We start from the raw sequence: 22370 nt of genomic DNA, 5'->3' as shown, positions 1-22370 counted from the left end.
TTCCCTGAAAGCGCTAATCCTAATCGGCGGCTTTGGAACTCGGCTAAGACCCCTGACGTGTACACGCCCCAAAGCCCTGTTCCCAATCGTCAACAAACCCCTGCTTCAATGGACTTTTGAACGCCTCGCAAAAGACGGCGTAGAAGAAGCCGTGCTAGCAGTTAACGGCTTAACAGAATTCCACATAAGACAGCAAAACACCCCAACCGCAGGATTAAAACTATCATTCTCCCAAGACCCCCCAAAAATGCCGTTGGGAACCGCGGGACCCATAAAAAAAGCCCAAGAACTAATCGGCAACGACGAACCCTTCTTAGTTTTGAACGGCGACTTGTTCACCGACATAAACTATAAAGAAATTTTTGAAAACCACAAACAAGGTCAATCCATAGCCACCATTGCCCTGCATGAAGTAGAAGACCCCAGCAGATACGGCGTAGCAGAACTCTCTGAAAACAACCAGATCAAACGGTTCATCGAAAAACCACCCAAAGGAACCGCTCCAACTAATTTTATAAACGCGGGAGTCTACGTGTTGAGTCCAGAAATTTTTGATTACATTCCTGAAGGGCGAGCGGTTTCGATGGAACGGGAGGTTTTCCCCAAGTTAGCTGAGAAAGGCGCGTTTTTTGGGCATAAGGTTGAGGGTTTGTGGATAGATATTGGTAAGCCTGAGGAGTATTTGCAGACAAACATGATGCTGCTTGATAAGCTGTCAGCTAAACAGGCGCAGTCCAAAGGCAACGGTTTTGAAGTAAAAGGACCCGTCGCGTTTGATGAGGGCGTAACTATTGGCGAAGGCTCAATAGTTGGTCCTTATGCGGTATTGGGCAAGAACGTTTCTGTTGGAAAAAACGTGCAGATAAAAGATTCAGTGGTTTTTGCTGACGCCCAAATCCAAGATGGCGCAGTCATATCAGGAGCATTAATCGGTGAGAGCGCCGTTATAGGCAAGAACGTACAAGTCAGCGAGGGATGCATAATTGCAGACCAAGCAAAAATCAAAGATGCAGTGGCGTTTTCAGAAAAATACAAGGTTTGCCCAGCCAAAGAAGTTTCAGAAGATACACTAAAAATAAATACAAAACAAATCTGTTAAAAAAGGAGAATAAAGTATGAGTTCAAAAAAACTGTTTGGAACAAACGGCATCCGCGGAGTCGTTAATCAAGAATTAACCCCTGAAATAGCAGTGAAAGCAGGGTCATCGATAGGGACATTTTTTGGAGCAAACAAGAACCTGCTGGTAGGTCATGACGCCCGAACCAGCGGAGCCATGTTTTCCAAAGCAGTCATTTCAGGGTTGATGGCTACTGGCTGCAACGTATATTTTGCAGGCATGGCACCCACCCCAGCCTTGCAGTTCGCCGTTAAAAACCACAAAATGGACGGCGGAGTAATCATAACCGCTTCACACAATCCCCCCCACTACAACGGCATCAAAGCCATCTGGAGCGACGGCATAGAAACCAGCCACGAACAAGAAGCCGAAATCGAAAACATCTACTTCGAAAACAAAATCCAGTACGCCCCCTGGAACAAACTTGGCAGCACCCACGAACTCGACAACGTAAACGGCGAATATGTGGAAGCCATGAAAAAACATGTTAACGTAGAGAAAATCGCTAAAAAACAGTTCCATGTTGTCATTGACGCCGCCAACAGCGTCGGAGGATTAGCCGCGCCGATTCTCATGCGTGAATTAGGATGCAAAATAACCAGCATAAACGCCAACATCGACGGCACGTTCCCAGGAAGGATGCCTGAGCCGCGCCCAGAAAACCTCTCGGTGTTATCAAAGACCGTGAAAGCTATAGGCGCAGATTTGGGTGTAGCCTTTGACGGCGATGCTGACCGCTCCATATTCGTCGACGAAACGGGGCAAATCCACATGGGCGACAAAAGCTTTGCAGTCGTCGAAAAACAGTTCCTGATAAAAAACCCCAACTCCAAAATCGTCACCCCTGTTAGTTCTTCCACGCTTATCAAGGACGTAGCCGATGCGTACAAGGGCGAGATTGTCTGGACAAAAGTTGGAAGCGTCACGGTTTCGCAGAAGATGAAGGAAATTAACGCTGTTTTGGGCGGAGAAGAAAACGGAGGAGTCTTTTATGGTCCACATCAAGCTGTGCGTGATGGCGCTATGACGACTGCTTTGCTTTTGAATATCATGGAGGAAACGGGTAAGAGTCTTTCAGAGCTTGTTGCAGAACAGCCACAGTACTTCATCGAAAAAGGCACAGTTGAATGCACAAACGAGCAAAAACCAAAACTGCTAGAGAAACTCTTAGAGCAACTAAAAGGCATGAACATCAACACGTTAGACGGCGCAAAAATCTGGTTTGACGACAAAAGCGCAATCCTGCTTCGACCCAGCGGAACCGAACCCGCATTTAGGATGTATGCAGAAGCCAAAACACCCCAAAGAGCCAAAGACCTAGTCAAAGAATACCAAAGCAAACTCGAAGCCATACTTGAAACAATTTAAGAAAGCCCGCTTATCCTTTAAGCGGCGATACCTCCTTGCTTGCTCTCCTACAACTAAAAAAAGAAGAAGTAGACACGCCCGAAAAACGCAACGCCTACGCTGTATGCATTGTAGGGTGTGGGCAAAAAGGAGTTTTTTATGCTCTAGCTTTTGCAGAAGCAGGCTACAAAGTAACATGCGTAGATGCTAACCAAAGCGCAGTCAGACATTTATCAAAAGGCAGTATACAAAACGGCGACCACGAAACCGAAATCAAACTCAAAAGGTTCCTCAGGGCAGAGAGAATATCGGTTACGGGAGATTTGAAGAAGGCAGTTGTCCAAAGCAGCATAATTGTAATAACTGTAGGCGCGAGAATTGATTCTAAGAAGGCGGCTCAGTACACCAAAGTTGTTAGCTGTTGTAAGCAAGTTGGCGTGGCTCTTCCAAAGGGGAGCATGGTGGTTTACGGGGGCACCGCAGGATTGGGCGTTATCGAAACCGCAGTTAAAGAAACTTTGGAGAACACGTCAGGATACAAAACAGGCGAAGACTTTGCTTTAGCCTACAACCCCGTAATTCAGGGAGCAGAACAAATTGGCAACGAAGAAATCAAAATCGCCGCCAGCGACAACAAAAGCCTAGAAGCAACCGCCCTAATCTTTGAGACCCTAACAAAAAAAGGCGTAAAAAAAATTTCTGATTTGAAAACTGCGGAAGTCGCCGCGTTGTTTTCGGTTGTTAAACGCGATGTAGAAGTGGCGTTTGTTAATGAGTTGGCGGTTTTTTGTGAAAAAGCAGGGGTGGATTACGGGGAAGCAAGCAAGCTTTTGGCGGGAAAACGTGAACTTGCGTTGCCAACTATAGCGGAGGAGGACACGCGTGAAGAGGTGTATTTGCTTTTGGACAGCGCTGAGAACCTTGGTTTTAGATTTCATTTGCCCAAGGTTGCCCGGAAAATAAACGAGGACATGGTTAGGCACGCGTTTAATTTGACGCAGCAGGCGCTTAGAAGCTGCAATAAACCCGTAAGACGCGCAAAAATCGCGGTTATAGGCGCCACAGTAACGGCGGGAACTGCAGGGGCAGATCTTGTGGAGCTGCTAGAAGCTAAGGGCGCGAAAATCAACTTTTATGACCCCCAGAGCGCAGATAAAAGGCAGGAGGGCACACGCGCGGGTAAAAGAACCCTAAACGAAACCGTGGAAGGCACAGATTGCATCGTGATTTTGTCTGAGCAGGACCAGCTTAAAAGGTTAAACCTTAAGAAGCTACATGTAGTAATGAAGCATCCCGCGGCTATTGTGGATTTAACGCAAAAAGTTGACCCGCAAAAAGCGGATGCAGCAGGATTCACCTATCAAGGCTTAGGAGCAGGAACCAAATGAAAAAGCTAGGCGTTGCTGTTGTAGGTACAGGATTTTGGGGAAAAAACCACGCAAGAATCTACAAAGAACTCGAATCCACCGAATTAATTGCTATATGTGACGTTAACAAAGAAAGGGCTCAAAGTATTGCGGAGAGGTTTGGGGCAAAAGCGTACACCAGCAGCGACGAGATGCTAAAAGATGAGCAGGTCAACGCCGTAAGCATCTGTACGTGGTCAACTATGCTTGCCCAAGAAGCCCTAAAAGCGTTGCATGCTGAAAAACATGTCCTTGTGGAGAAACCCATGGCAACAACCACGCAGCAAGCACAAACCCTCATAAAAACCGCCGACGCCAACGGCTTAAAGCTTTCAGTTGGGTTCTTGATGCGCTTCATCCCCGGAGTGCAGCAAATCAGAGAAGCCGTGGAAACCAAGGGCATCGGAGAATTCGTGTCGGCAACCGCCAAAAGAGTCTCACAGTGGCCTGAACGAATAGGCGATGTCGGCGTCGTCAAAGACACAGCTATCCACGACATAGACATTATGCGCTACGTTTCTGGTGAAGACCCAATTAGCGTGTATGCAAAACTGGGAAGCATGCGTCACCGCCAGTTTGAAGATTACGCCCAAATCATGCTCACCTTCGAAGGCGGAAGAAGCGCGTTTATCGAATCAAACTGGTTAACGCCGTACAAAACCCGCAAGTTGACAGTCACGGGTAGCGATGCTATTATGCAGCTTGACTACATTTCCCAAGAAGTAGTCATCGAAAACAAGGAGCAGTCGGTGCAGCCCAGAACCGCATTTAAAGAACCGCTAAAAACGGAACTGGAGCATTTTGCACAGTGCATCTTAGAGAACAAACAACCAATTATAACAGGTGCCGACGGCATAAAAGCTCTACAGATTGCAATTGCCGCCCAACAATCATCAGAAAAAAACCAAGCAATCAAACTATAATAAAAAACGGGCCTGTTACCCTTTTAGATTAAAGGGTTTACCCTCAGTCACTATGCTTGGGGGTGCCTGAGTTTTCCATTTCTTTAGGAAAGGCAAATCTTCGGTTTCTTTTCGCAAATCATCAGGCAGCATCTCGGGGATTTCGTCGCGTATTGGATACCACCTTTGGCATTGGGGGCAGACAATTAAGCCTTCGACAACTTCGTCTGTTTCTTCAAAAACATGAAGCTCCAACGGATGATGCTTATCAATGGGGCAAGCAAGAATTTCCATAAGTTTTCGTTTCATCACAGATTCCCACGAAAGGAGTATCACAAGATCAGACTATTAAGATTTCCTCAGCAAACGAATAACCCAAACAACAAAAAATCAAACAACGGTCAGGTGATTTGTACGTCGGCAACTAAATGAAACCAGTTTGGACCCGTGTGACGCACTAGCCGCATATGAGAAATTGCGTAGTTTTTGTTGGTGGAGTCGAGGTGTTCTTGCAGGTTTTTACGGGTTTTTTCTTTGGGGTTTTCATGTTTGGTGGCGTGTTCAAAAATGTGAACGTGCAGGTAGCCGCCTTGGGGTTTGAGGGCAGAAATAGCGCATGGGAGATAGGATAAGGCTTTTTCGGGGAGCGGCATTAAAACGCGGTCAGCTTGACCTTGCAGGTGGCTTTGGATGAGTTCTTTGGCGTCACCAAGCATAGGAAAAACTTGGTTGGATGCGTGGTTTAGCTGGATGTTTTCTTGAATGAACTCGTACGCTGTGGGGTTGATGTCTATGGAGTATATTTTTGTGGAGGGTACTTTTTTTGCTATGACTAAGGAGAAGCAGCCTACGCCGGCGAACATGTTGACGATGGTTTCGTGGGGTTGGGTTTGCTTTGCGATGCGCCGTCGTTCATGCTGCAGTCGAGGCGAGAAATAGCATGATTGCACGTCTATGCTAAAGAGGCAGCCTGATTCTTTGTGGACGGTTTTTGTTTTGTTTTCACCTGCAACTACCCAAAGCTTGCGCAGCCTGTAGTCACCTCTAACGCCCCCTGTTTGAGCTAAAACAGTCTTCACGTTGCTGTGACGCCTAAGGATAGCCTTCCCAACCGCCTGAGCGGTCTCCTTAGAAGGTGACTTGACTATTGCAATATCACCCACAACATCAAAAGAACTGTAAACCCCAAAAACGCCTTCTGCTGCCAGAACATTGGCTAGAGACTTTTTTGCATGTTTGGGCAAGCTTTCACCCTTTGTTAAGTAAAGGGCATTGGAAACGTTTAAAAGCAAAATACTTTTCCTTTGTAGACGAGGTAACTTGTATGGAAGAAACAGGTATTGTTTACGAGTGTATGCGTTGCGGCTCAAGAGTTCCAGCTGAAGAATTGGATATGAGAGGCGGCGAAACAAAATGCATAATCTGCGGTTACCGCATCCTAAAGAAAGTAAAACCGCCAGTAGTTAAACGCATACAGGCAAAATAACCAAGCAAAAGCGCCTGCAAAAAAGGGTTGGCGCAGCTTTAGGTTTAGTTAAAAAACTGTTTGTGCATCCTGTATGTTTAGTAGAAGTCGTCGTCTCCGAATCTGCGAAGGGCTTTTCCCTTAAGTTTCACAGGTTCATCCAGAACGTCTTCGAAATCTTTTTCTACTGTCTTACGTTTCACGGTTTCCCCACAGATACCACGAGGGAGCAGGCGACGTTTAACGCACATAGAGTACATGCAGTTTGCAACATCACACTGTTCTTCAGTCCATCTGCACCAGACAGAGTCACGTCGGAAGTACGCGGATTTTTTTGAGCATTTAAAAGAGGGGCATTTCGGAGAACAAGCTTTTGCTTGGGCCAACGGTTATACCTCAAGTGTCCACATAAGAGAGTTTAACGTTGCACGGATAGTCTCTTAAAAAGAGATAGACATCAAAAAGAGCATATAAACTTTTTTGCTTCCCAGTAAACATTGCCCATTTACACACAAAGGTTGCAAAAGGAGGTTAACGCCGTTTTCTTCGGTACAGTTCTATGCCCAAGAACAGCAAAACCGCAGCCAAGACAACGCACAAAGTCAGCAACAAACTCGCATCAACCAGCAGGGAGCCTAAAGCGACGTACTGGGCAAGTGCCAACTGCACATCCGTTGAGGAGTCAAGCTGGAGGCTGGTTGCCACAAACGAGTTTTCATCGCCTGACGGATAAGCTGCAATTTCTATGGTGCCGCCAATCAAATTGGTGAAGACTACGGTGCCGTCGCCTTGAGTGGTAGCGGTTTGCGTTTCTGCGTTGTCGCCGCTAAGTTGGACGTTTATACCAGATATAGGGGCTCCGAAGTAGTCTACCACTTTTACGGAGACGTCAAGATTGTAGACACATTTGATTTGGGTTTGGGTGTTGCTTGTGACTGTTAGGGTGGTTTGGTTGAGTAAAACGTCGTTTGCAGTGTAGACGCTTACGTCGTATCTGCCAAAGACTACGCTGAGTTGAGCGGCTCCGTTGCCGTCGGCGGTTTTGGTGTAGTATAGTCCGCTGTCTTGCTCAGTAAGAACAATACGGGAGTTGGGTACTGCGTTTAGACCAGAATCAACAACGGTTAGGGCGAGCGTTTTTTCGGGGCAAAGTATGGTTACCTGTGAAGAGGGTTGCTCGGGCAGGTCAGATATGGTGTTGTTGTTTAGGTTGAAGACGGCGCCGTATTTTGACGCGTTAACGATGCAGTCCACGTTGGGCAGGGTTGAGGGAAAAACGAAGATGCCTGAAGAGTTAGTTTGCCCAGTGGCGTAACCTGATTCTGTTGCGCCCGTGCGTGTGGTGTATTCAAAATACAAATCCAAATCAACAAAGGGTATGGCAACACCATTTTTTTCTCGCACTCGGATTTCTAGGTTAGTTAAGCTGCAGGTTATGGTGTAGGTTCCGTTTTCTTTTACGGACAACTGAGTTTCACCCACTTTAGCCGAATGCAAGTAGGCAGATACCGTCACGTCGCCTTCTTCAAGATTCATAGAAGCAGTACCATAAATTCCAGTGGTTTCACTGTACACCGCCCCTGAAGCATGGTCCAATACCTCAAGCAAAACGTCGTTAACTGGTTCTCCAGCCAAGTTTACGGTCTGGAAAATCATTGGGGCGCCTGGAAGCTCGAAAGTTTGTGAGTCAACAATTGCTTTGGGCGAGTTTTGGGTTGTTATTGTTACGTTGTAGGTTCCTAGAGTTGCGGTGCTTGGGATTTGCCAGGTTGCGGATAGTTTGCCTTCGCTTGAAGCTGTTAGAGTTTGAGAGAGAACGGTGGTGTCGTCGTGTGTGATGGTTAAGGTGGCGGTTTGGCTGGGCTGGTAGTCAACGGCGTTTATGGTTACGGTTTCTTGGCGGATGTATTGGGTTTTATCGGTAATGCCTATGTCAAAGTTTTTTTGGGCTAGGTTGTCGGTGAGGTTGAAGTATGCTTTGTAGGTTCCTGCGTAGTTGGTGGTGGAGCCTGAGGGGGTAAATGTTGAGTCGGGAAAAGTAATTTGTGTTTGTGCGGTTCCTACATCAGAGGTGGTTAGAGAAACCATTTTTGAATATGTGGTGTTTAGCGGTTCAGGCAGTTTTAGGGTTATGTTGGCGTTGTATTGGGTGTTTGGTTCGCCTCCAGTAACTGCAACATCAAAAGTTACATCGTTGCCTTCCTGTAGCTGCAGAGGAGAAGCGGGAGCGACGGGTTCAACGATGTAGGCTGTTATAACCTCAAAGCTGTAGGTGGTGTTGCTTGCTAAAGTGTCATCTTGCAGGGTTATAGTATACGCACCTGCAGGAACATGTGGAACAGTGAAGTTTGAGGCTACATAATACCCAGTGGCGTTGTTGGTTTCCACAATAGAGCCGTCAAAGAACATGGTGTATGGTCCATTGAAGGTGTTCATGCCTGCGTTGACGGTTATGGGGTCATCAACAGATGCAGAAGTTATACCTTGGAATTCGCCTTGCATAACAACTTGCAGGATTGTAAATCCTACTGGAGATTGCCCCTCAACAACGGGGGTAGGTACAAGCAGAAAAGCAGCACTCATCAAAAGCAGAAGAGTCAACGCAGCAGCTTTATGTTTCAACCAACTGTCGCCTCATTTCAATAAACGTTTTCGTGTGATGGAACAATCTACTACCTGAGAAACATTTTAAACTTTGCCCATAATCCACGAACCCAAAACCACCACAGGTTTGTGCAGAAAAGAAAACAGAACCGCACGTTTGGCAGGGCTAACTTATAACTGTTTAAGCCATTTTCTCTAACACAAACGCCACGAAAAGGGAGAAACCTTTGGAAGATTTGGTTCCAGCCTCGCTAATACAAGCGCTAAAAAAACAAAAGTACCACAGAGTAGTTAAGCACTCCGCCGTGAAAAGATGCAAATGGTTCTATGAAGCATTGACCAGCGGCAGATCCTGCTACAAACAAAAATTCTACGGCATCAAATCACACCAGTGCATCCAAATGTCGCCCGCCATGTTTTACTGCACACAACAATGCCTGTTTTGCTGGCGCGCCCAAAACGGAGACCTGCAAATACGCTGGGACGAAATGAAACTACCCCAGTGGGATCCGCCCCAAGAAATCGCCCAAGGGATACTGGAGGAGCAAAACAGGATTTTAGGGGGCTATAAGGGGCACCCGAGGATTAATATGGAAAATTTTAGGGAAGCTTTCACGCCTAAGCATGTTGCAATAAGCTTGACGGGGGAGCCGACTCTTTATGCGCCTTTGGGAGAGCTCATACGCACCCTTCATTCGCGGGGGCTTACTACGTTTTTGGTTTCTAACGGCACGTTGCCTCAGAAGCTTTCGCAGTTAAGTGAGGAACCCACGCAAATGTATGTCTCTGTTTGCGCGCCCAACCAGAAAACCTACGACAGAGTCTGCCGCCCGCAGTTGCCCAATCTTTGGGAGAAAGTTAATGAGACGTTGGAGTTTATGCCCAGTTTCAAGTGCCCAACGGTGATTCGAACTACACTTGTTAAAAACTTGAACATGCAAGACATCGCGGGTTATGCCAAGCTGGTGGATAAAGCCAACCCCACCTATATTGAAGCCAAAGCGTACATGCATGTTGGTTTTTCGGGGTTGCGTTTAGGGTTTGACAACATGCCCAAACATAAGGACGTTTATGAGTTTGCGTCGCAGTTAGCCAAAGAAACAGGGTACAAGCTTATTGATGAGGCGCCTGACAGCAGGGTCGTCTTGTTGAGTAAACAGGAAAAGCCTACCCGATTTTCTTCTTCGTAAAAACGGGTTATGCCTAGCAAATCATTCATTTTTTTAGGTTTTTGAAGTTAATCAGCAGGGTTGCCAGTAGAAACGTGAAAATAAACTTTAAATACCCACTTTTAGGTACACTGCAGTTAACTCCGAACAAAGTAAGAGGAGGGTGACTTATGGTAAGCGAAGGAAGAGGACGATTGTTCAGAAGAAAAGACGGCAAATACCTCGTTTATTTGCCCAAGGACCTAGCAGAAGACAGCATGTTCCCATTCAAGGGAGCTGACAGCATTTTTGTCAAAGTAAGCTTTAAACTTGGAGACGATAAACTCGTCGTTGAAAAATGGGATGGCCCAGAACAACCCGAAGAGTAAAAAGCAAACCTATAAGCACATTCCCCAACTCTATTTTTAGAATAACCAATACTGGGTGGAAAGCGAACATGACTTCTTTGAAAGACTTGTTAGAAGAAATAAAAAAAGAGCTAACGCAAAAAGAAGAAACCCGCAAGGCCATGCAGGAGAAAACCCGCAAAACCCTCAGTTTATCCAAGCAAGCCATACTTCTTAGCCACCAAAAAAAACTCGACGAAGCCAAAACCCAACTAGCAAAAGCCAAAGAAAACATACACAACCTTCGCGAAACAGCCAAAGACTACCCCGCCCTAATTTACGGAGGCATGTTTAGCGACGCCCTTCAAGAATACGCCGAAGCCAACATCTTCATAACACTCATTGAAGAAGACCGTTTCCTGTCAGTTGCAGAAATCGAAGTGCCCCCCGTCGAGTACGCTTTGGGCTTAGCAGATGTCGTGGGCGAATGCAGACGATTAGCCCTAGACGAGCTGCGTGAAGGCAACGTGGAAAAAGCAGAAAAGTGCCTGCAAACCATGGATGAAATCTACGTAGAACTAGAAGCCCTTGATGAAGCATACATGATGGTTCAGGGGTTAAGAAGAAAAAACGATGTCAGCCGAAAAATAATCGAAGCCACCCGCGGCGACATAACTCAAGAAGTCCGCCGAAAAGCCCTACAAGACTACCTCAAAAGCTTTGAAACAAAACTACAAACCAACACAAACAAGGAGTAGGCAACAGTTCTTTTTGTGCGCAGGCAAAACAGAAGGCGCGGGTTTTTGGTTTTTGTTTGCGAAGCCTTAATACGGTATTTGTGTAGAGGTTTTTTGGCGAGTAGACATGGAAACTGAAGCAGAGGTTAAGCCTGAGATAGCATTTGATGAGTTTTTGAAGCTGGATTTGCGTGTGGGCAAGATTCTTGAGGTGGAGGCTGTTCCTAAGTCTAAGAAGCTACTTAGGGTTGTGGTTGATTTTGGAGATGAGCACAGGCAAGCGATAGCTGGGTTGAAGCAGTACTACACGCCTGAGGAGCTTGTGGGCAAAAAATGCGTGTTTTTGCTAAATTTGCAGAGGCGTACGCTTGCGGGGTTGGAGTCGCAGTGCATGATTTTGGCGGCAGAAGACCAAGAGGGCAACGTTTCAGTTTTGCAGCCCGAAAAAGACGTTGCAGAAGGAAGCACAATAGGCTAATTACGCGGCAAACAACCAAGTTTTGTTTTCGCACCTTTAAGCGTTTAAGTGGGAAAAGTAAATTAGGAAAGCAGAATACGTTACCTTGCGTTATTTGAGGGTTATTTCATGGCAGCTAAAGAAGAAGCATTGATGTGGGTTGAGAAGTACCGACCCAAGAAGCTAGATGAAGTTGTAGGCTTAAAAGATGTCGTGGAAAGTTTGAAGGCGTTCATGAGAAACCCAAAAACTATGCCTCACCTGCTTTTTGCGGGCATTCCAGGTACAGGAAAAACCACGTTGGCGCTTTGTATCGCCCGTGAACTGTACGGGGAAAACTGGAGAACGTTTACGCTTGAACTCAACGCCTCTGACGAAAGAGGAATTGACACTGTTAGAGAAAGAGTCAAAGACTTCTCGCGCTACAGCCGAACCGCCTTTGGAAACGTCCCCTTCGCGTTAATTATACTGGATGAAAGCGACCAAATGACAGGTCCTGCGCAGACCGCGCTTAGGAGAATCATGGAAACCAGCTCCCGCACGTCTAGGTTCATACTCATATGCAACTATTCAGCAAAAATCATTGAACCCATCCAAAGCCGATGCGCCGTATTTCGCTTTAGCAAGCTTGAACGCAAAGCCATGATAGACCACTTAGGTTACATCGCAAAACAAGAAAACCTCACCTTAGCATCGGAAGCAGCAGAAAAAATTGTGGACTACGCTGAAGGAGACCTCAGGCACGCAATCAACGCCCTGCAAACCGCGGCAGCATACAGCAAGCAGATTGACGAAAAAGTCGTCGCCCAAGTCATCGGAGAAGCAAGCCCCGCCCAAGTGCAAATCATGATACGCAAAGCACTGTATGGCAGCTTTGTGGAGGCAAGAAAAATCATGTATGACCTTATGGGGTCGTTTGGTTTTTCAGGAACCGAAATTGTAAGGCAGATGCAGCGTGAACTCTTCAAAATGTCCACTTTGACGCCTGAGGATAAAGCCGAATTATCCAACATTATCGGGGAGTATGATTATCGTTTGACACAGGGAGCCAACAGTGACATTCAGCTTAGTGCGTTGCTTGCCCAGTTCGGCAAAGTTGGCAAAGCCCAAGGGGAGAACCTTTGAAAGAGGACTTGTTGTGGGTTGAAAAATACCGCCCAAAAAGAGTAGCTGATGTTGTAGGAAACGAAGAAGCCAAAGCTGCCTTTGTTGATTGGCTGCAAAGTAAACGCCGCAAAAAAAAGGCGGTGCTGCTTTATGGTCCCCCCGGAGTAGGCAAAACTACGCTGGTGAACGCGGTAGCCAAAGAATTCAATTTTATAGTCATAGAGATGAATGCCAGCGACACACGTACCGAGAAAGCCGTGAAAGCTGTGGCGTCGCCTGCGACCTCGTTTATGGCGTTGGACATGTTTTCGCGGGAAAGCAAAGGCAACATCTTGTTCATGGATGAAGTTGACGGCATAGCAGGCAATGAAGACCGCGGCGGAGTAAGCGCCATAATAAAAATCGTGGAGCAAGCGCGTACCCCCGTGATTATGGCAGCTAACGACCCTGACTTGCAAAAGCTGCGTCCCCTCAAAAAAGTTTGCGTGCTAATCAGGTTCCAGCAGGTAAGAATCCCGCTTATTATTGTTACTTTGCGCAGTATCTGCAAGCAAGAAGGTATAGAGGCAGAGTTTGAAGCGTTAGAGATGATTGCCCAAAACAGCCGCGGCGACATGCGTTCAGCCATAAACGATTTGCAAAGCATCGCCGAAAAAGGCAAAACCCTCACCGCGCAGGACACCACCGTTTTGGGCATAAGAAACAAAGACACCAACATGGACGAAACCCTACGCGGATATTTCTCAGCTAAATCCGTAGAAGAAGCATCTAGGCTGCTGTCTAGTTCCAACGCGAACTATGATGATTTGCTCATGGCTATCGGGGATAATTTACCGTTGCGGTACTCTGACCCAGAGGAGCTAGCTAGGGCGTATGATTTTATTTCTCAAGCAGACGTGTACCGTGGCAGAGTAGGAGTTGAGTACTGGCATCTTTTGCGATACTTCTTTAACTGCTTAGCATTAGCGGCAGGGGTTTCACCCGAAACATACAAACCATTCACGTTGATTTCGCCGCCCATCAGGGTCATTACGCTGTTTTGGTCAAAAGGCAAACGCACCACCCTAGCAAATATCTGCGGCAAAATCGGGCACCAATGTCACGTTTCAAAACAGACCGCCAAAGAAGAGTTCATACCGTTTCTCAAAATAATGTTAGAAAAGCTTGAGAAGCAGGAGGCGGAGTCGTTGATGACGTGGCTAGAGTTGGAGCCTGAAGAGGTTGATTTCGTACGGAAGATGAAAAAGTTTTAGGAGGCATGCTACTTGGTTGTTTTGAATAAAAAATCGTTTAGGCTTCCGCGCATGGAAAAGGAAAAGTTTGTTTTGCTATTGCGGTTGGGTTTGAATTATGACCGTGGCAGCGGCACTTTTAGCGTAAAAGACTACAATAACATCGACAAAGCCATAGACGCTATATCAGAAATCCTAAACGACAAACACGTCGGCTTCAAACAAAACTGCCTAATCTGCGGCAAAGACTTTCCCTGCATAGAATGCAAATACTACGAAATCTGCAACACCCGAAACTTGCCCTTCACCTGCGTCTGCGGAAACTGCCTCGAAGAAGGAAAGATACGTCAAGAAAAACAGCAGCTTTTGCTTTGAGTTATTCTTTTTTAGCTAAAGAGCAAACTTGATGTTTAGGAAGCTAAATAAGAAAATTAGAAGTTACAGTTTGTTTAAGAGGCGAAGTATGTGGTTCTTGTGAAAGAGTTTGGAGCAGATGTACAGTTGATTAAGCTGTACCAAACATATCTTGCGATTACGCTTTTATGCGGGTTCCTTTCATGGATAATACCGCTGACAGTGGGTTTGGTGTTAATTGGAGAAGCGTTGGCGGGAATTATAGTGGCGCTTTCAGTTTTAGCTCCACTGTTAATTGTAGTGGCAATTGCGTCATACTGGATTCCCAGATTCCACATATCCATAAAATATTATCTGGAAGATGACGAGCTAGTAGTCAGAAAAGGCGTATGGTGGAAAACCAAGAGTGTTGTACCCTACAATCGTATAACAAACGTTAACACCTATCAAGGACCAATCTCCAGACGCTATGGAATAGGCAGACTGTCAATACAGACGGCGGGTTTTTCAGGAGCTAGCAGTTCAGGATACAAAACAGGCGAAGCAGAAATCTTTGGCGTAAAGGATTTCGAGGAGGTCAAAGACGTGATTATGAATTTTGTTAAGGGTGTGGAGCCTGTTGCGGTTGAGGCAAAAGCTGATCCAGCGAAGAACGTGAATCAGGAAATGCTCAAGGAACTGCGTAGGATACGTGAGGCAGTCGAAAAATAAACGCGTAATAAAAGGGGTAATGGGAGAAGTTTTGAAATTTGTGTGAAAGAACTCTTTTGGGAGATTCTAGTATGACCCAGACGCCGTTGAGTGTTGCTTTAGCGCAGTTAGAGTTGGCTTCTCAAAAACTGGGTTTGGATGGGGGAATCTACAAGATACTAAGCCATCCTAAACGCTCCATCAGGGTTTCCATAGATATCCGAATGGACGACGGCTCAGTAGAAGTGTTCCAAGGACTACGAGTGCAACACTGGGACGTCCGCGGACCCTTCAAGGGTGGCATTCGCTATTACCCAACCAGCACATTCAACGAAGCCACCGCCCTAGCCATGCTCATGACATGGAAATGCGCCATAGCCGACATACCCTACGGAGGAGCCAAAGGCGCCGTATGCGTCGACACCAAAAAACTAAGCACCCAAGAGCTGGAGCGGTTAACCCGCAGATACGTAAGCCTAATCTTTGACTACCTAGGACCCCAACGCGACATTCCTGCGCCTGACATGTACACGGACGGGCAGACGATGGCGTGGATAATGGACACATACAGCCAACTCAAAGGGTACCGTGTTCCTGAAAGCGTTACGGGCAAACCCGTAGAAATTGGCGGCTCCGAAGGCAGACTGGAAGCCACAGGCAGAGGCGTAATTCACTGCATCAAAGAAGCCGCCCCAAAAATAAACCTCAAACTCGGGAACGCCACGGTAGCAGTTCAGGGGTTTGGTAACGTAGGATACAGCGCTGCAAAAACCGCCAGCGAACTCGGATGCAAAGTCGTAGCCATAAGCGACTCCACAGGCGCAGTCTACAACCCAAACGGCATAAACATCACAAAACTTCTTGCACATAAAGAAAAAACAGGGTCAGTGCAAAACTTCAAAGAAGCCGCCAACAAAACCAACGAAGAATTGCTCGAATGCCAATGTGACATACTAATCCCCGCCGCCTTAGAAAACCAGATAACACAAAAAAACGCTGACCAAATCAAAGCCCAAGTAGTCGCAGAAGCCGCCAACGGACCAACAACCCCCCAAGCTGACAGGATTTTACATGAAAAAGGAACCTGCCTAATCCCCGACATACTCGCCAACAGCGGCGGCGTAACTGTTAGCTACTTTGAGTGGGTACAAAACCTAACCCGCGAACAATGGGCACTGCACGAAGTAAATCGTAAACTCGAAGCTAAAATGACCAAAGCCTTCAACGACGTCTACGCCTTAAGCAGGAAAGAGGAAAGCGACATGCGAACAGGCGCGCTCATGCTCGGAGTAGGCAGAGTAGCCCAAGCCATAAAAACTCTGGGACTGTGGCCATAACCAGCTAAAGCGGAGGCGTAGAACGGTGGAGATTAGGGAATTTCAGGATATGATGAGGCAGTTGTTTTTTCATAGGGATATTGAGCGTGGTGTGAAGGGGACGTTTGATTGGCTACTAGATGAAGTTAAAGAGTTAGCTGAAGCGTTGGAGGGCAACGATAAAGAGGCGCTGGAGAAAGAGTTTGCAGATGTCATCGCGTGGCTGGCGTCTTTGGCTAACATTGTTGATGTTGACTTGGAAAAAGCCGCATTAAACAAGTACCCGCACAAATGCCCCAAATGCGGCGCCGCACCTTGTCAATGCACCTTCTAAAATCTGTTACAGGCGCGTTTGCCCTGAACCCGTAGCTAGCCAAATGTAGGGACGCGTGCCCTTGCGTTTAACGGCAGAGGCGGTTTCTAAAAGCCGCAGATGATGCATCACAACGCCGTAAGAGAGCCGCGTTTTTGTTGCGATGGCTGAGGCGCTGGCTTGGTTGCTGTCGAGGTAGTTGAGGATTTTTGAGCGGGCAGAGAGACCTTTGCGTATGTTTTTGATGTGGAGCAAGTAAGCGTTGGGGTGAAGGCTACGTTTTATGGTTGGCACCTGCTTGATAGTTAGTATTTGGGTGGTGTTGAAAAGCTTTTTAGGTTTGCCCAAAATCTAGGAGGCTGGCTTGTTTGGGTTTTTTATTATCGAACATGTAGTGAAGTTCGTCTTTGATAAGCATCATTCGTTGGGTGTAGTAGTTGGGCAAGCCGTATTTGTCGACCATTTGCTGGGCGGGCGCAAGGTATTTTTCTATGCCGCCGCGATACACGGTTAAAGTGAATTTGCCGCCGCAAAACGGGCATTTTCCTTGGAGGGGAAGGCGTCGGAAGCGTTTGTTGCAGGATTTGCATCGGAAGGCTTGGGTGGAGAATGCACGTAGGTTTCCTGATATGTCACGTATGAAATGGGTGGTTAACACTTTCATGGCTACGTGGCGAACGTCAACGGCGTCGATTCTTTCGCCCAGTTCAAGTTGGAGATTGAGTTTTTCAATCATGGATTTGAGTTGTTTGTAGCTGCTTTCGGAGTTACCCATGTTCACGTTGGATACGGGAGTGGTGTAGAGGAACCCTTCAAACTGCGCGGGTGTCCCCAATCTGTGGCTTACTAAATCCATTATCTTGGTTAGTTGTTTGGCGTCGGTTTTTTTGAGGCTTTGCAGGTACATCTCTAAGGGGTAGTCGCCGTCAACATCGCAGTCATGGGCTTGCCGTTGAACCTCACGCGTGTTAACAAACGGAATCAACTCCATTGGAGCATCCATTATGCCGCCAATTGCCGCGGGCAAATACCGTTTGGAAAAGTTTAGGAGCGTGTCCAAAGCCAAGATGATGGCGTCTTCGTCTCCGTCGCAGTCGCGGCGTTTTGCAGAATGCCAAATTGGATGAGCATAAATCAGCTTAAGGTTAGTGAAGCCGACTACGCGTCCTAGGATGCACGCGCAGGTGTGGGGGGCTAAACCCATAACTAAGTGCCCAACAAGCTCTTCAGGAGCCTTCACGTTATAGTACCGTGGAAGATTGTAGACGCGCTCTAAAAGCTCATCAATAAAATTAGCCACATGAACAAAATATTCCGCAGCGTTCCACGGAATCACTATGTCTTGGATTTTTAGCTCCAAAATCTGCTCAGGGTCACGTAGCGGGGCGCCGTGGATGTCGTAGGTGTAGCCGAGTTGACGCAGTTTTTCTACTGAAACCCCGATTTCGCCAGGTTTGATGTGGGTTAAAGGGGCGTTGGTGGCGTCGAATCGGATGGTGCCGTCCTTGTAGACAGAGAGGTTATGTTTAGCGCGCAGGATGCCTTTTTGGATTATCTCGGGGGTTTTGTCCTCGTTTGTTAAGCCTTTAACGCCGCGCAGCTGCTTAGGAGGAGGAATCCCCAAACCAGTGGAAACCTCAGCAATTAGCTTCTTGAAATTGAAGGGTTGACGCTGATACGGAACGCCCTCAGCCTTGCATTCAGGGCAACCAACCTCTTTTTTTAAGGGTCTGCCACAGCGAGGACAAAAATACTCGACCTCTGTTTCACATCCGCATTTGGGGCACAAAACGCTCAATGTGAAGTCACGGCACTTGGGGCATTTACGCTTGACGGTTTCAACAAAAACAGGGCCTTTACGCCCCGCCTCCACCAAGTCCCTATGAGAACCACCCGCCAAACTAACAGGGAACAAAACGTGCACCAGCGGCTTCATTTCGCGTCTTTTAGCTTTTTCAGGCCTGCCCATGCGTGCACCAACAAAAGTCGGAGCTTTATCCCTAACTTCCACACCCGAAAGAGCACTAACAGCTTCAAACACAGAATCCACAGAATCCGCTAAGGTTCGAGAGCTATCGTACCCTAACAAGCATGCTAAAGCGCAGGCATCTTCGCCTTCAAGCAGAATTTGTCCATCCAAGACTTTTTGTGGCGCATATATTTTACGTAGAACAGTCGCGGTGTTCTCGTCTAGTTCCCCAGTAATCGAGGTAACGCAGCCGTCAACGTAGCTTACTTTGGAGTTTGAGAGCCAATCTTTTAGCAGCTGAACTTCTTTTGCGGAGGAAAGATTAGACCAGAAAAAATTAAACCGCGGATACAAAGGCACCTCCAAGCTCTTTGAGAGGGCAAAAGCGTCTTTTACAGTAAACTCCCCGCCCAAGGGGTCCAAAAACAAGTTCTCAAGTGTCTTTGATGAAATGCCAGCAGCGGTGGCGGCTTTGTTTAAGTCATCGTTGAAACGTGTTTTGATTGCGTGTTTTAGGTCTTTTATCCACCATTCTTCCACGTACCCAGAGGGGAGAAGAGCCTTGTTGGTGTAGAGGAAGTCGCCAAAGCTGATGAGTATGTCGCCTAAAAAGAGGATTTTTTGGATTTGCCCTTTTAGGCTTTTAAAGTTTGAAGTGGAAACCCTAACCACTGAGTCGTCTTTGAGCAAAACCACGGGCGGCTCAATCGTGTCCACGGGCATGGTAACGCCGCCTTTTCCAGGAAGCTCTAAACGCATCTGTGTACCCGCCGCCAAAAAACTCTCCACAACAAGCATCGTAGCAGGATGAATACCCACCGCCGACAAACCCGTGTTCCTAGCACGCCCGTACCTGAGCCTAAAGCCGCCGCGGCGAGAGGGAAAAGCGAAGATGGGACGCCCTGCAATGACGTCGTCCATGAAGCCGCCAGATTTTTTTTGTTCAGTTTTTTTCTTTTTGAAGTCGGCTAGCCAGTCCCAGCCTTGGAAACCGAGTTTTTCCACGATGATTAAAACTTTGAGTGCGCGTCCCACTATGCCGTCGTTTACAACTCGCAGGGCTCCACCTCGGACGCGGTTGGTTTCTATGCGGGGGAGGTTTCGGTAGGAGGAAACTTCTACGGGGTCAGATTCTGTGCCGGTTACTTCTACGGGTATTAGGTCAAGGGCTTTTTTGAGTTCGGCGTCAGGGATGTGGTACTGGAACCTGCCTACGGAGCGTTCAAACGTGCGAAGTTCCTCTACAAACCGTGAGACCTCCTCGGGAGTTGGCTTGTACTTATCTAGTCCCAACTGTTTGCGTACGTGGTCACCCACTACAAGAGTTAACGCTTGGTCAGTGCCGCCCGCCGAACGAATTGGACCAGCAAAATAAATGGCCAAATACCGCGTTTGGTCGCTGTTTGCCTTGATTTTAACTTGAGCGACGCCTTGGATGGGTGCGGCGGTTAAGCCTTCGGTGAAAATGGCAAGAGCCGTTCGAATCGCCTGCTCAGCAGCCTCTTCAGGGTGCATCTCTCCAAACTTGCCGTGAACAATTTGCTCAGTAATCTTGAACGCAATTTCCTCTCGCCCCAACGTTTTGTTTAATTCACGGATGCTAGCTGCTACGCCTTTTGGACCCACCAAGCCCTCAACCAAGTCGGCGATGTCATGCGCAATGATGCATTCAGTTTTCAATGCGGGGTCAAGACCTTTTGCGCGTGCCTTATCGCTTAAGTCATACATTTGCTTAAGCTCAGTTTCCATGCAAGAAATGTAATCATTATACGACGCGCTAACTTCTCTAGGCATAAGGCTCTCTACCTATCAGGTGAACAACGCAGCTTTTTTGGGTTTCTAAAGAAAAACATTTGCCAAGAAAGAGCTAAAAGGGTTATTGGTTGACTTTTTTGATGCCGCTAATTATCTCGGCGACTTTTTGGGCAGACCCCACGCTTTCGACCACGTTACCAGTAACGATTATGTCTGCGCCTGCCGAAGCAGCAGTCCACGCTTGTTCTTTGGTTCTAATCCCACCACCCACGATAAGGGGAACATCTATGAGTTTCTTAACGGTGCCAATCATTTCAGGAGGAACTGGATTTTTTGCTCCTGACCCGCCTTCTAAGTAAATGAAACGCATTCCAAGGTACTGCCCCGCCATAGCATGCGCTGCTGCAAGTTCAGGTTTATTGTACGGAACAGATATTGCTCTACCAACTATACCCGCAGTTCCGCCATCCCCCACAATTATGTAACCCATAGAAATAGGCTCTATACCGTACTTCTTCACTAAAGGCGCACCTAGAATTTGGACACCCATCAAAAAGTATGGGTCTACGGAGTTGAGCATGGACATGAACCAGATGGCGTCGGCGTAGCGGCTAATTCCATTTACGTTGCCTGGGAACAAGACGGTGGGGAGGTCTACAGCTTTTTTTATGGCTTGCACTACGTCGTCGAGGTGGTTTTGAGAAGAAACTGTGGAGCCGCCTATCATTATGGCGGTGGTTCCGTTGCTGCAAGAGTTTTCGGCGATTTGGGTGGCTTGGGCAACTGTTACTTCTTCAGGGTCTAAAAGTGTCATGTGAACTGCGCCGTCAGAGCGAAGTTTTTCAAGCAAATACTTTTCAACACGCCCAAGCATGCTGCATACCTTACCTGTTAGGCACCTTCAGTGTTTGTCATAGATGATTTTCGTGAGGACCCATAGACGCTGTCGGTGAACATGCAGTAAACATCTACTTCGCCCTGTGCAGGTTTAATTGGGAACTCTTCTTGCAAGCCACAACTGCTACAGTTTGCGGTTGCGCGGTTTTCTTCTCGCAAAATATCTACACAAACGGTTTCTTTTCCGCATCTAGGGCAGGAGAAGAATTTAGGTAAACGTTTCTTTGGAATGTGAATAACTTTTTTTCTTCTTCGCCCCATATTAACATCCTCTGTATCGGAAAGGTTATTCGTGCTTAGTATTTATGCTTGTCCTTAAATAGTTGCCTACAACCATAAAACAGGAAGGACACGAAAGACATGAAGCTAACGCCATCGGTCATGGAACTGGATTTAGTTGATGTTGAAAAAAGGATAAACAGATTCATCAAAAGCTACGTGGAAAACACTGGAGCAAAAGGGATAGTTGTTGGGCTTTCAGGCGGAGTTGACAGCAACACCATAGCAGCCCTTTCAGCCAAAGCCATAGGAGGCAAAAACGTAATGGGTCTCATGCTGCCTGAAAAAGAAACCCGTAGCAACCAAGACATCCAAGACGCCCAAACAGTCGCCGACATATTTGGAATCCAAACAAAAATCTGTGACATCACACCTGCCCTAGAAGGATTCTACCAGTCCATACCCATCTTTGACGTCACAAACAAACTCTGCAAAGGCAACATCAAAGCCCGCAGCCGAATGATATACCTCTACTACTACGCTAACAAGTTAAACAAGATCGTCGGCGGAAGCTCAGACAAATCAGAAGCAATGATGGGCTACTTCACCAAATGGGGAGACGCCGCCGCAGACATAGCCCCCATACTGGACCTCTACAAAACCCAAGTCCGCATGCTAGCAAAGCATCTGGGGATACCCAAGGAACTTGCAGATAAACCCTCCACGCCAGCTCTGTGGCCTAACCAGTCAGCAGAAGGCGAGCTAGGAATGAAATACGAAGAGCTTGATTTGATGCTGTTTGGGCTCGAGCGGTTCATGACCACCAAAGAAATCGCAGAGCAACTAAACATAGACGAAAACCAAGTCAAACAGGTGAAAGCGCGTTGGCTAAAAGTGGAGCATAAAAGAAAAATGCCCTTAGCACCCAAACTTGAATACCGAACCATCGGGAACGATTTTCGGCTTCCCCAAAGCAACTACTAGGAG

At 47.1% G+C, this 22370-nt stretch carries 23 protein-coding genes; 16 read left to right on the top strand and 7 right to left on the bottom strand.

Annotated features, from left to right (window positions below):
- Positions 1 to 16 precede the first annotated feature (16 nt).
- Genes NWF04_08680 through NWF04_08665 form a run of 4 tightly spaced genes read left to right on the top strand, consistent with a single transcriptional unit; the run spans position 17 to position 4794 of the window.
- On the top strand, positions 17 to 1099 hold the full coding sequence (locus NWF04_08680; GenBank protein ID MCW4006649.1) for an NDP-sugar synthase: 1083 nt from the start codon (positions 17 to 19) through the stop codon (positions 1097 to 1099).
- Between the two features lie 16 nt (positions 1100 to 1115).
- A complete protein-coding gene (gene glmM / locus NWF04_08675; protein MCW4006648.1) occupies positions 1116 to 2486 on the top strand; it encodes a phosphoglucosamine mutase in 1371 nt (456 codons plus the stop codon).
- A 35-nt stretch (positions 2487 to 2521) separates the two neighbouring features.
- The gene (locus NWF04_08670; protein ID MCW4006647.1) at positions 2522 to 3853 is read left to right on the top strand and encodes a nucleotide sugar dehydrogenase; all 1332 of its coding nucleotides are present in this window, start codon (positions 2522 to 2524) and stop codon (positions 3851 to 3853) included.
- Entirely contained in the window at positions 3850 to 4794 is a 945-nt protein-coding gene (locus NWF04_08665) for a Gfo/Idh/MocA family oxidoreductase (protein MCW4006646.1), read from the top strand. Before NWF04_08670 ends, NWF04_08665 begins: the two co-directional genes overlap by 4 nt.
- A gap of 15 nt (positions 4795 to 4809) precedes the next feature.
- Here the strand turns inward: NWF04_08665 and NWF04_08660 are convergent, their stop codons facing one another.
- Positions 4810 to 5082 (bottom strand): Trm112 family protein, encoded by a 273-nt coding sequence (locus NWF04_08660; GenBank protein MCW4006645.1) that lies wholly within the window; start codon positions 5080 to 5082, stop codon positions 4810 to 4812.
- Positions 5083 to 5174: 92 nt separating this feature from the next.
- A complete protein-coding gene (locus NWF04_08655; GenBank protein ID MCW4006644.1) occupies positions 5175 to 6017 on the bottom strand; it encodes a class I SAM-dependent methyltransferase family protein in 843 nt (280 codons plus the stop codon).
- 80 nt (positions 6018 to 6097) lie between these two features.
- On the opposite strand from NWF04_08655, the gene NWF04_08650 reads away from it, so the two are divergent.
- A complete protein-coding gene (locus NWF04_08650) occupies positions 6098 to 6259 on the top strand; it encodes a DNA-directed RNA polymerase subunit P (protein MCW4006643.1) in 162 nt (53 codons plus the stop codon).
- Positions 6260 to 6769: 510 nt separating this feature from the next.
- On the opposite strand, the gene NWF04_08645 is transcribed toward NWF04_08650, so the two are convergent.
- Positions 6770 to 8860: a hypothetical protein gene (locus tag NWF04_08645; GenBank protein MCW4006642.1), complete on the bottom strand. Its 2091-nt coding sequence runs from the start codon at positions 8858 to 8860 to the stop codon at positions 6770 to 6772.
- 209 nt (positions 8861 to 9069) lie between these two features.
- On the opposite strand from NWF04_08645, the gene twy1 reads away from it, so the two are divergent.
- The 10 genes from twy1 to NWF04_08595 all read left to right on the top strand — a co-directional run bounded on the left by twy1 (position 9070) and on the right by NWF04_08595 (position 16564).
- The gene (twy1, locus tag NWF04_08640; protein ID MCW4006641.1) at positions 9070 to 10032 is read left to right on the top strand and encodes a 4-demethylwyosine synthase TYW1; all 963 of its coding nucleotides are present in this window, start codon (positions 9070 to 9072) and stop codon (positions 10030 to 10032) included.
- 149 nt (positions 10033 to 10181) lie between these two features.
- Complete coding sequence (locus NWF04_08635; protein MCW4006640.1) at positions 10182 to 10379, top strand: hypothetical protein; 198 nt, start codon at positions 10182 to 10184, stop codon at positions 10377 to 10379.
- A gap of 68 nt (positions 10380 to 10447) precedes the next feature.
- The gene (locus NWF04_08630) at positions 10448 to 11095 is read left to right on the top strand and encodes a hypothetical protein (protein ID MCW4006639.1); all 648 of its coding nucleotides are present in this window, start codon (positions 10448 to 10450) and stop codon (positions 11093 to 11095) included.
- Between the two features lie 106 nt (positions 11096 to 11201).
- The gene (metG, locus tag NWF04_08625; GenBank protein MCW4006638.1) at positions 11202 to 11552 is read left to right on the top strand and encodes a methionine--tRNA ligase subunit beta; all 351 of its coding nucleotides are present in this window, start codon (positions 11202 to 11204) and stop codon (positions 11550 to 11552) included.
- A gap of 108 nt (positions 11553 to 11660) precedes the next feature.
- Positions 11661 to 12656 (top strand): replication factor C small subunit, encoded by a 996-nt coding sequence (locus tag NWF04_08620; protein ID MCW4006637.1) that lies wholly within the window; start codon positions 11661 to 11663, stop codon positions 12654 to 12656.
- The gene (locus tag NWF04_08615) at positions 12653 to 13891 is read left to right on the top strand and encodes a replication factor C large subunit (GenBank protein ID MCW4006636.1); all 1239 of its coding nucleotides are present in this window, start codon (positions 12653 to 12655) and stop codon (positions 13889 to 13891) included. Before NWF04_08620 ends, NWF04_08615 begins: the two co-directional genes overlap by 4 nt.
- Before the next feature lie 12 nt (positions 13892 to 13903).
- Positions 13904 to 14245 carry a hypothetical protein gene (locus NWF04_08610; protein ID MCW4006635.1) on the top strand — a complete coding sequence of 114 codons (342 nt, stop codon included), beginning with the start codon at positions 13904 to 13906 and terminating at the stop codon, positions 14243 to 14245.
- A gap of 90 nt (positions 14246 to 14335) precedes the next feature.
- On the top strand, positions 14336 to 14935 hold the full coding sequence (locus NWF04_08605) for a PH domain-containing protein (GenBank protein MCW4006634.1): 600 nt from the start codon (positions 14336 to 14338) through the stop codon (positions 14933 to 14935).
- Positions 14936 to 15006: 71 nt separating this feature from the next.
- The gene (locus NWF04_08600; GenBank protein MCW4006633.1) at positions 15007 to 16251 is read left to right on the top strand and encodes a Glu/Leu/Phe/Val dehydrogenase; all 1245 of its coding nucleotides are present in this window, start codon (positions 15007 to 15009) and stop codon (positions 16249 to 16251) included.
- A 25-nt stretch (positions 16252 to 16276) separates the two neighbouring features.
- The gene (locus NWF04_08595) at positions 16277 to 16564 is read left to right on the top strand and encodes a nucleotide pyrophosphohydrolase (GenBank protein ID MCW4006632.1); all 288 of its coding nucleotides are present in this window, start codon (positions 16277 to 16279) and stop codon (positions 16562 to 16564) included.
- Positions 16565 to 16570: 6 nt separating this feature from the next.
- Here NWF04_08595 and NWF04_08590 read toward each other — a convergent pair whose 3' ends face one another.
- The 4 genes from NWF04_08590 to NWF04_08575 all read right to left on the bottom strand — a co-directional run bounded on the left by NWF04_08590 (position 16571) and on the right by NWF04_08575 (position 21425).
- Positions 16571 to 16891, bottom strand: a complete 321-nt coding sequence (locus NWF04_08590; protein ID MCW4006631.1) for an ArsR family transcriptional regulator — start codon at positions 16889 to 16891, stop codon at positions 16571 to 16573.
- The gene (locus NWF04_08585) at positions 16878 to 20306 is read right to left on the bottom strand and encodes a DNA polymerase II large subunit (GenBank protein ID MCW4006630.1); all 3429 of its coding nucleotides are present in this window, start codon (positions 20304 to 20306) and stop codon (positions 16878 to 16880) included. Before NWF04_08585 ends, NWF04_08590 begins: the two co-directional genes overlap by 14 nt.
- A gap of 82 nt (positions 20307 to 20388) precedes the next feature.
- Positions 20389 to 21141, bottom strand: a complete 753-nt coding sequence (locus NWF04_08580; protein ID MCW4006629.1) for a geranylgeranylglyceryl/heptaprenylglyceryl phosphate synthase — start codon at positions 21139 to 21141, stop codon at positions 20389 to 20391.
- A 17-nt stretch (positions 21142 to 21158) separates the two neighbouring features.
- Positions 21159 to 21425: a hypothetical protein gene (locus tag NWF04_08575; GenBank protein ID MCW4006628.1), complete on the bottom strand. Its 267-nt coding sequence runs from the start codon at positions 21423 to 21425 to the stop codon at positions 21159 to 21161.
- A 99-nt stretch (positions 21426 to 21524) separates the two neighbouring features.
- Between NWF04_08575 and NWF04_08570 the strand changes: the two genes are divergently transcribed.
- The gene (locus tag NWF04_08570; GenBank protein MCW4006627.1) at positions 21525 to 22367 is read left to right on the top strand and encodes an NAD+ synthase; all 843 of its coding nucleotides are present in this window, start codon (positions 21525 to 21527) and stop codon (positions 22365 to 22367) included.
- Positions 22368 to 22370 lie beyond the last annotated feature (3 nt).

It is taken from the genome of Candidatus Bathyarchaeota archaeon, assembly GCA_026014465.1.
Classification (GTDB): Archaea; Thermoproteota; Bathyarchaeia; order Bathyarchaeales; family Bathycorpusculaceae; genus JADGNF01.
Note: the sequence above shows the minus strand (reverse complement) of the source record. Positions and strands in the feature narration are given on the sequence as shown.

What these genes read in the sequence shown, in the direction of transcription:
- glmM (MCW4006648.1), top strand. Translation starts at nt 1,116, where the DNA reads ATGAGTTCAAAAAAACTGTTTGGAACAAACGGCATCCGCGGAGTCGTT.
- NWF04_08665 (MCW4006646.1), top strand. Translation starts at nt 3,850, where the DNA reads ATGAAAAAGCTAGGCGTTGCTGTTGTAGGTACAGGATTTTGGGGAAAA.
- NWF04_08660 (MCW4006645.1), bottom strand. Translation starts at nt 5,082, where the DNA reads ATGAAACGAAAACTTATGGAAATTCTTGCTTGCCCCATTGATAAGCAT.
- NWF04_08650 (MCW4006643.1), top strand. Translation starts at nt 6,098, where the DNA reads ATGGAAGAAACAGGTATTGTTTACGAGTGTATGCGTTGCGGCTCAAGA.
- NWF04_08635 (MCW4006640.1), top strand. Translation starts at nt 10,182, where the DNA reads ATGGTAAGCGAAGGAAGAGGACGATTGTTCAGAAGAAAAGACGGCAAA.
- NWF04_08630 (MCW4006639.1), top strand. Translation starts at nt 10,448, where the DNA reads ATGACTTCTTTGAAAGACTTGTTAGAAGAAATAAAAAAAGAGCTAACG.
- metG (MCW4006638.1), top strand. Translation starts at nt 11,202, where the DNA reads ATGGAAACTGAAGCAGAGGTTAAGCCTGAGATAGCATTTGATGAGTTT.
- NWF04_08620 (MCW4006637.1), top strand. Translation starts at nt 11,661, where the DNA reads ATGGCAGCTAAAGAAGAAGCATTGATGTGGGTTGAGAAGTACCGACCC.
- NWF04_08600 (MCW4006633.1), top strand. Translation starts at nt 15,007, where the DNA reads ATGACCCAGACGCCGTTGAGTGTTGCTTTAGCGCAGTTAGAGTTGGCT.
- NWF04_08585 (MCW4006630.1), bottom strand. Translation starts at nt 20,306, where the DNA reads ATGCCTAGAGAAGTTAGCGCGTCGTATAATGATTACATTTCTTGCATG.
- NWF04_08580 (MCW4006629.1), bottom strand. Translation starts at nt 21,141, where the DNA reads ATGCTTGGGCGTGTTGAAAAGTATTTGCTTGAAAAACTTCGCTCTGAC.
- NWF04_08575 (MCW4006628.1), bottom strand. Translation starts at nt 21,425, where the DNA reads ATGGGGCGAAGAAGAAAAAAAGTTATTCACATTCCAAAGAAACGTTTA.
- NWF04_08570 (MCW4006627.1), top strand. Translation starts at nt 21,525, where the DNA reads ATGAAGCTAACGCCATCGGTCATGGAACTGGATTTAGTTGATGTTGAA.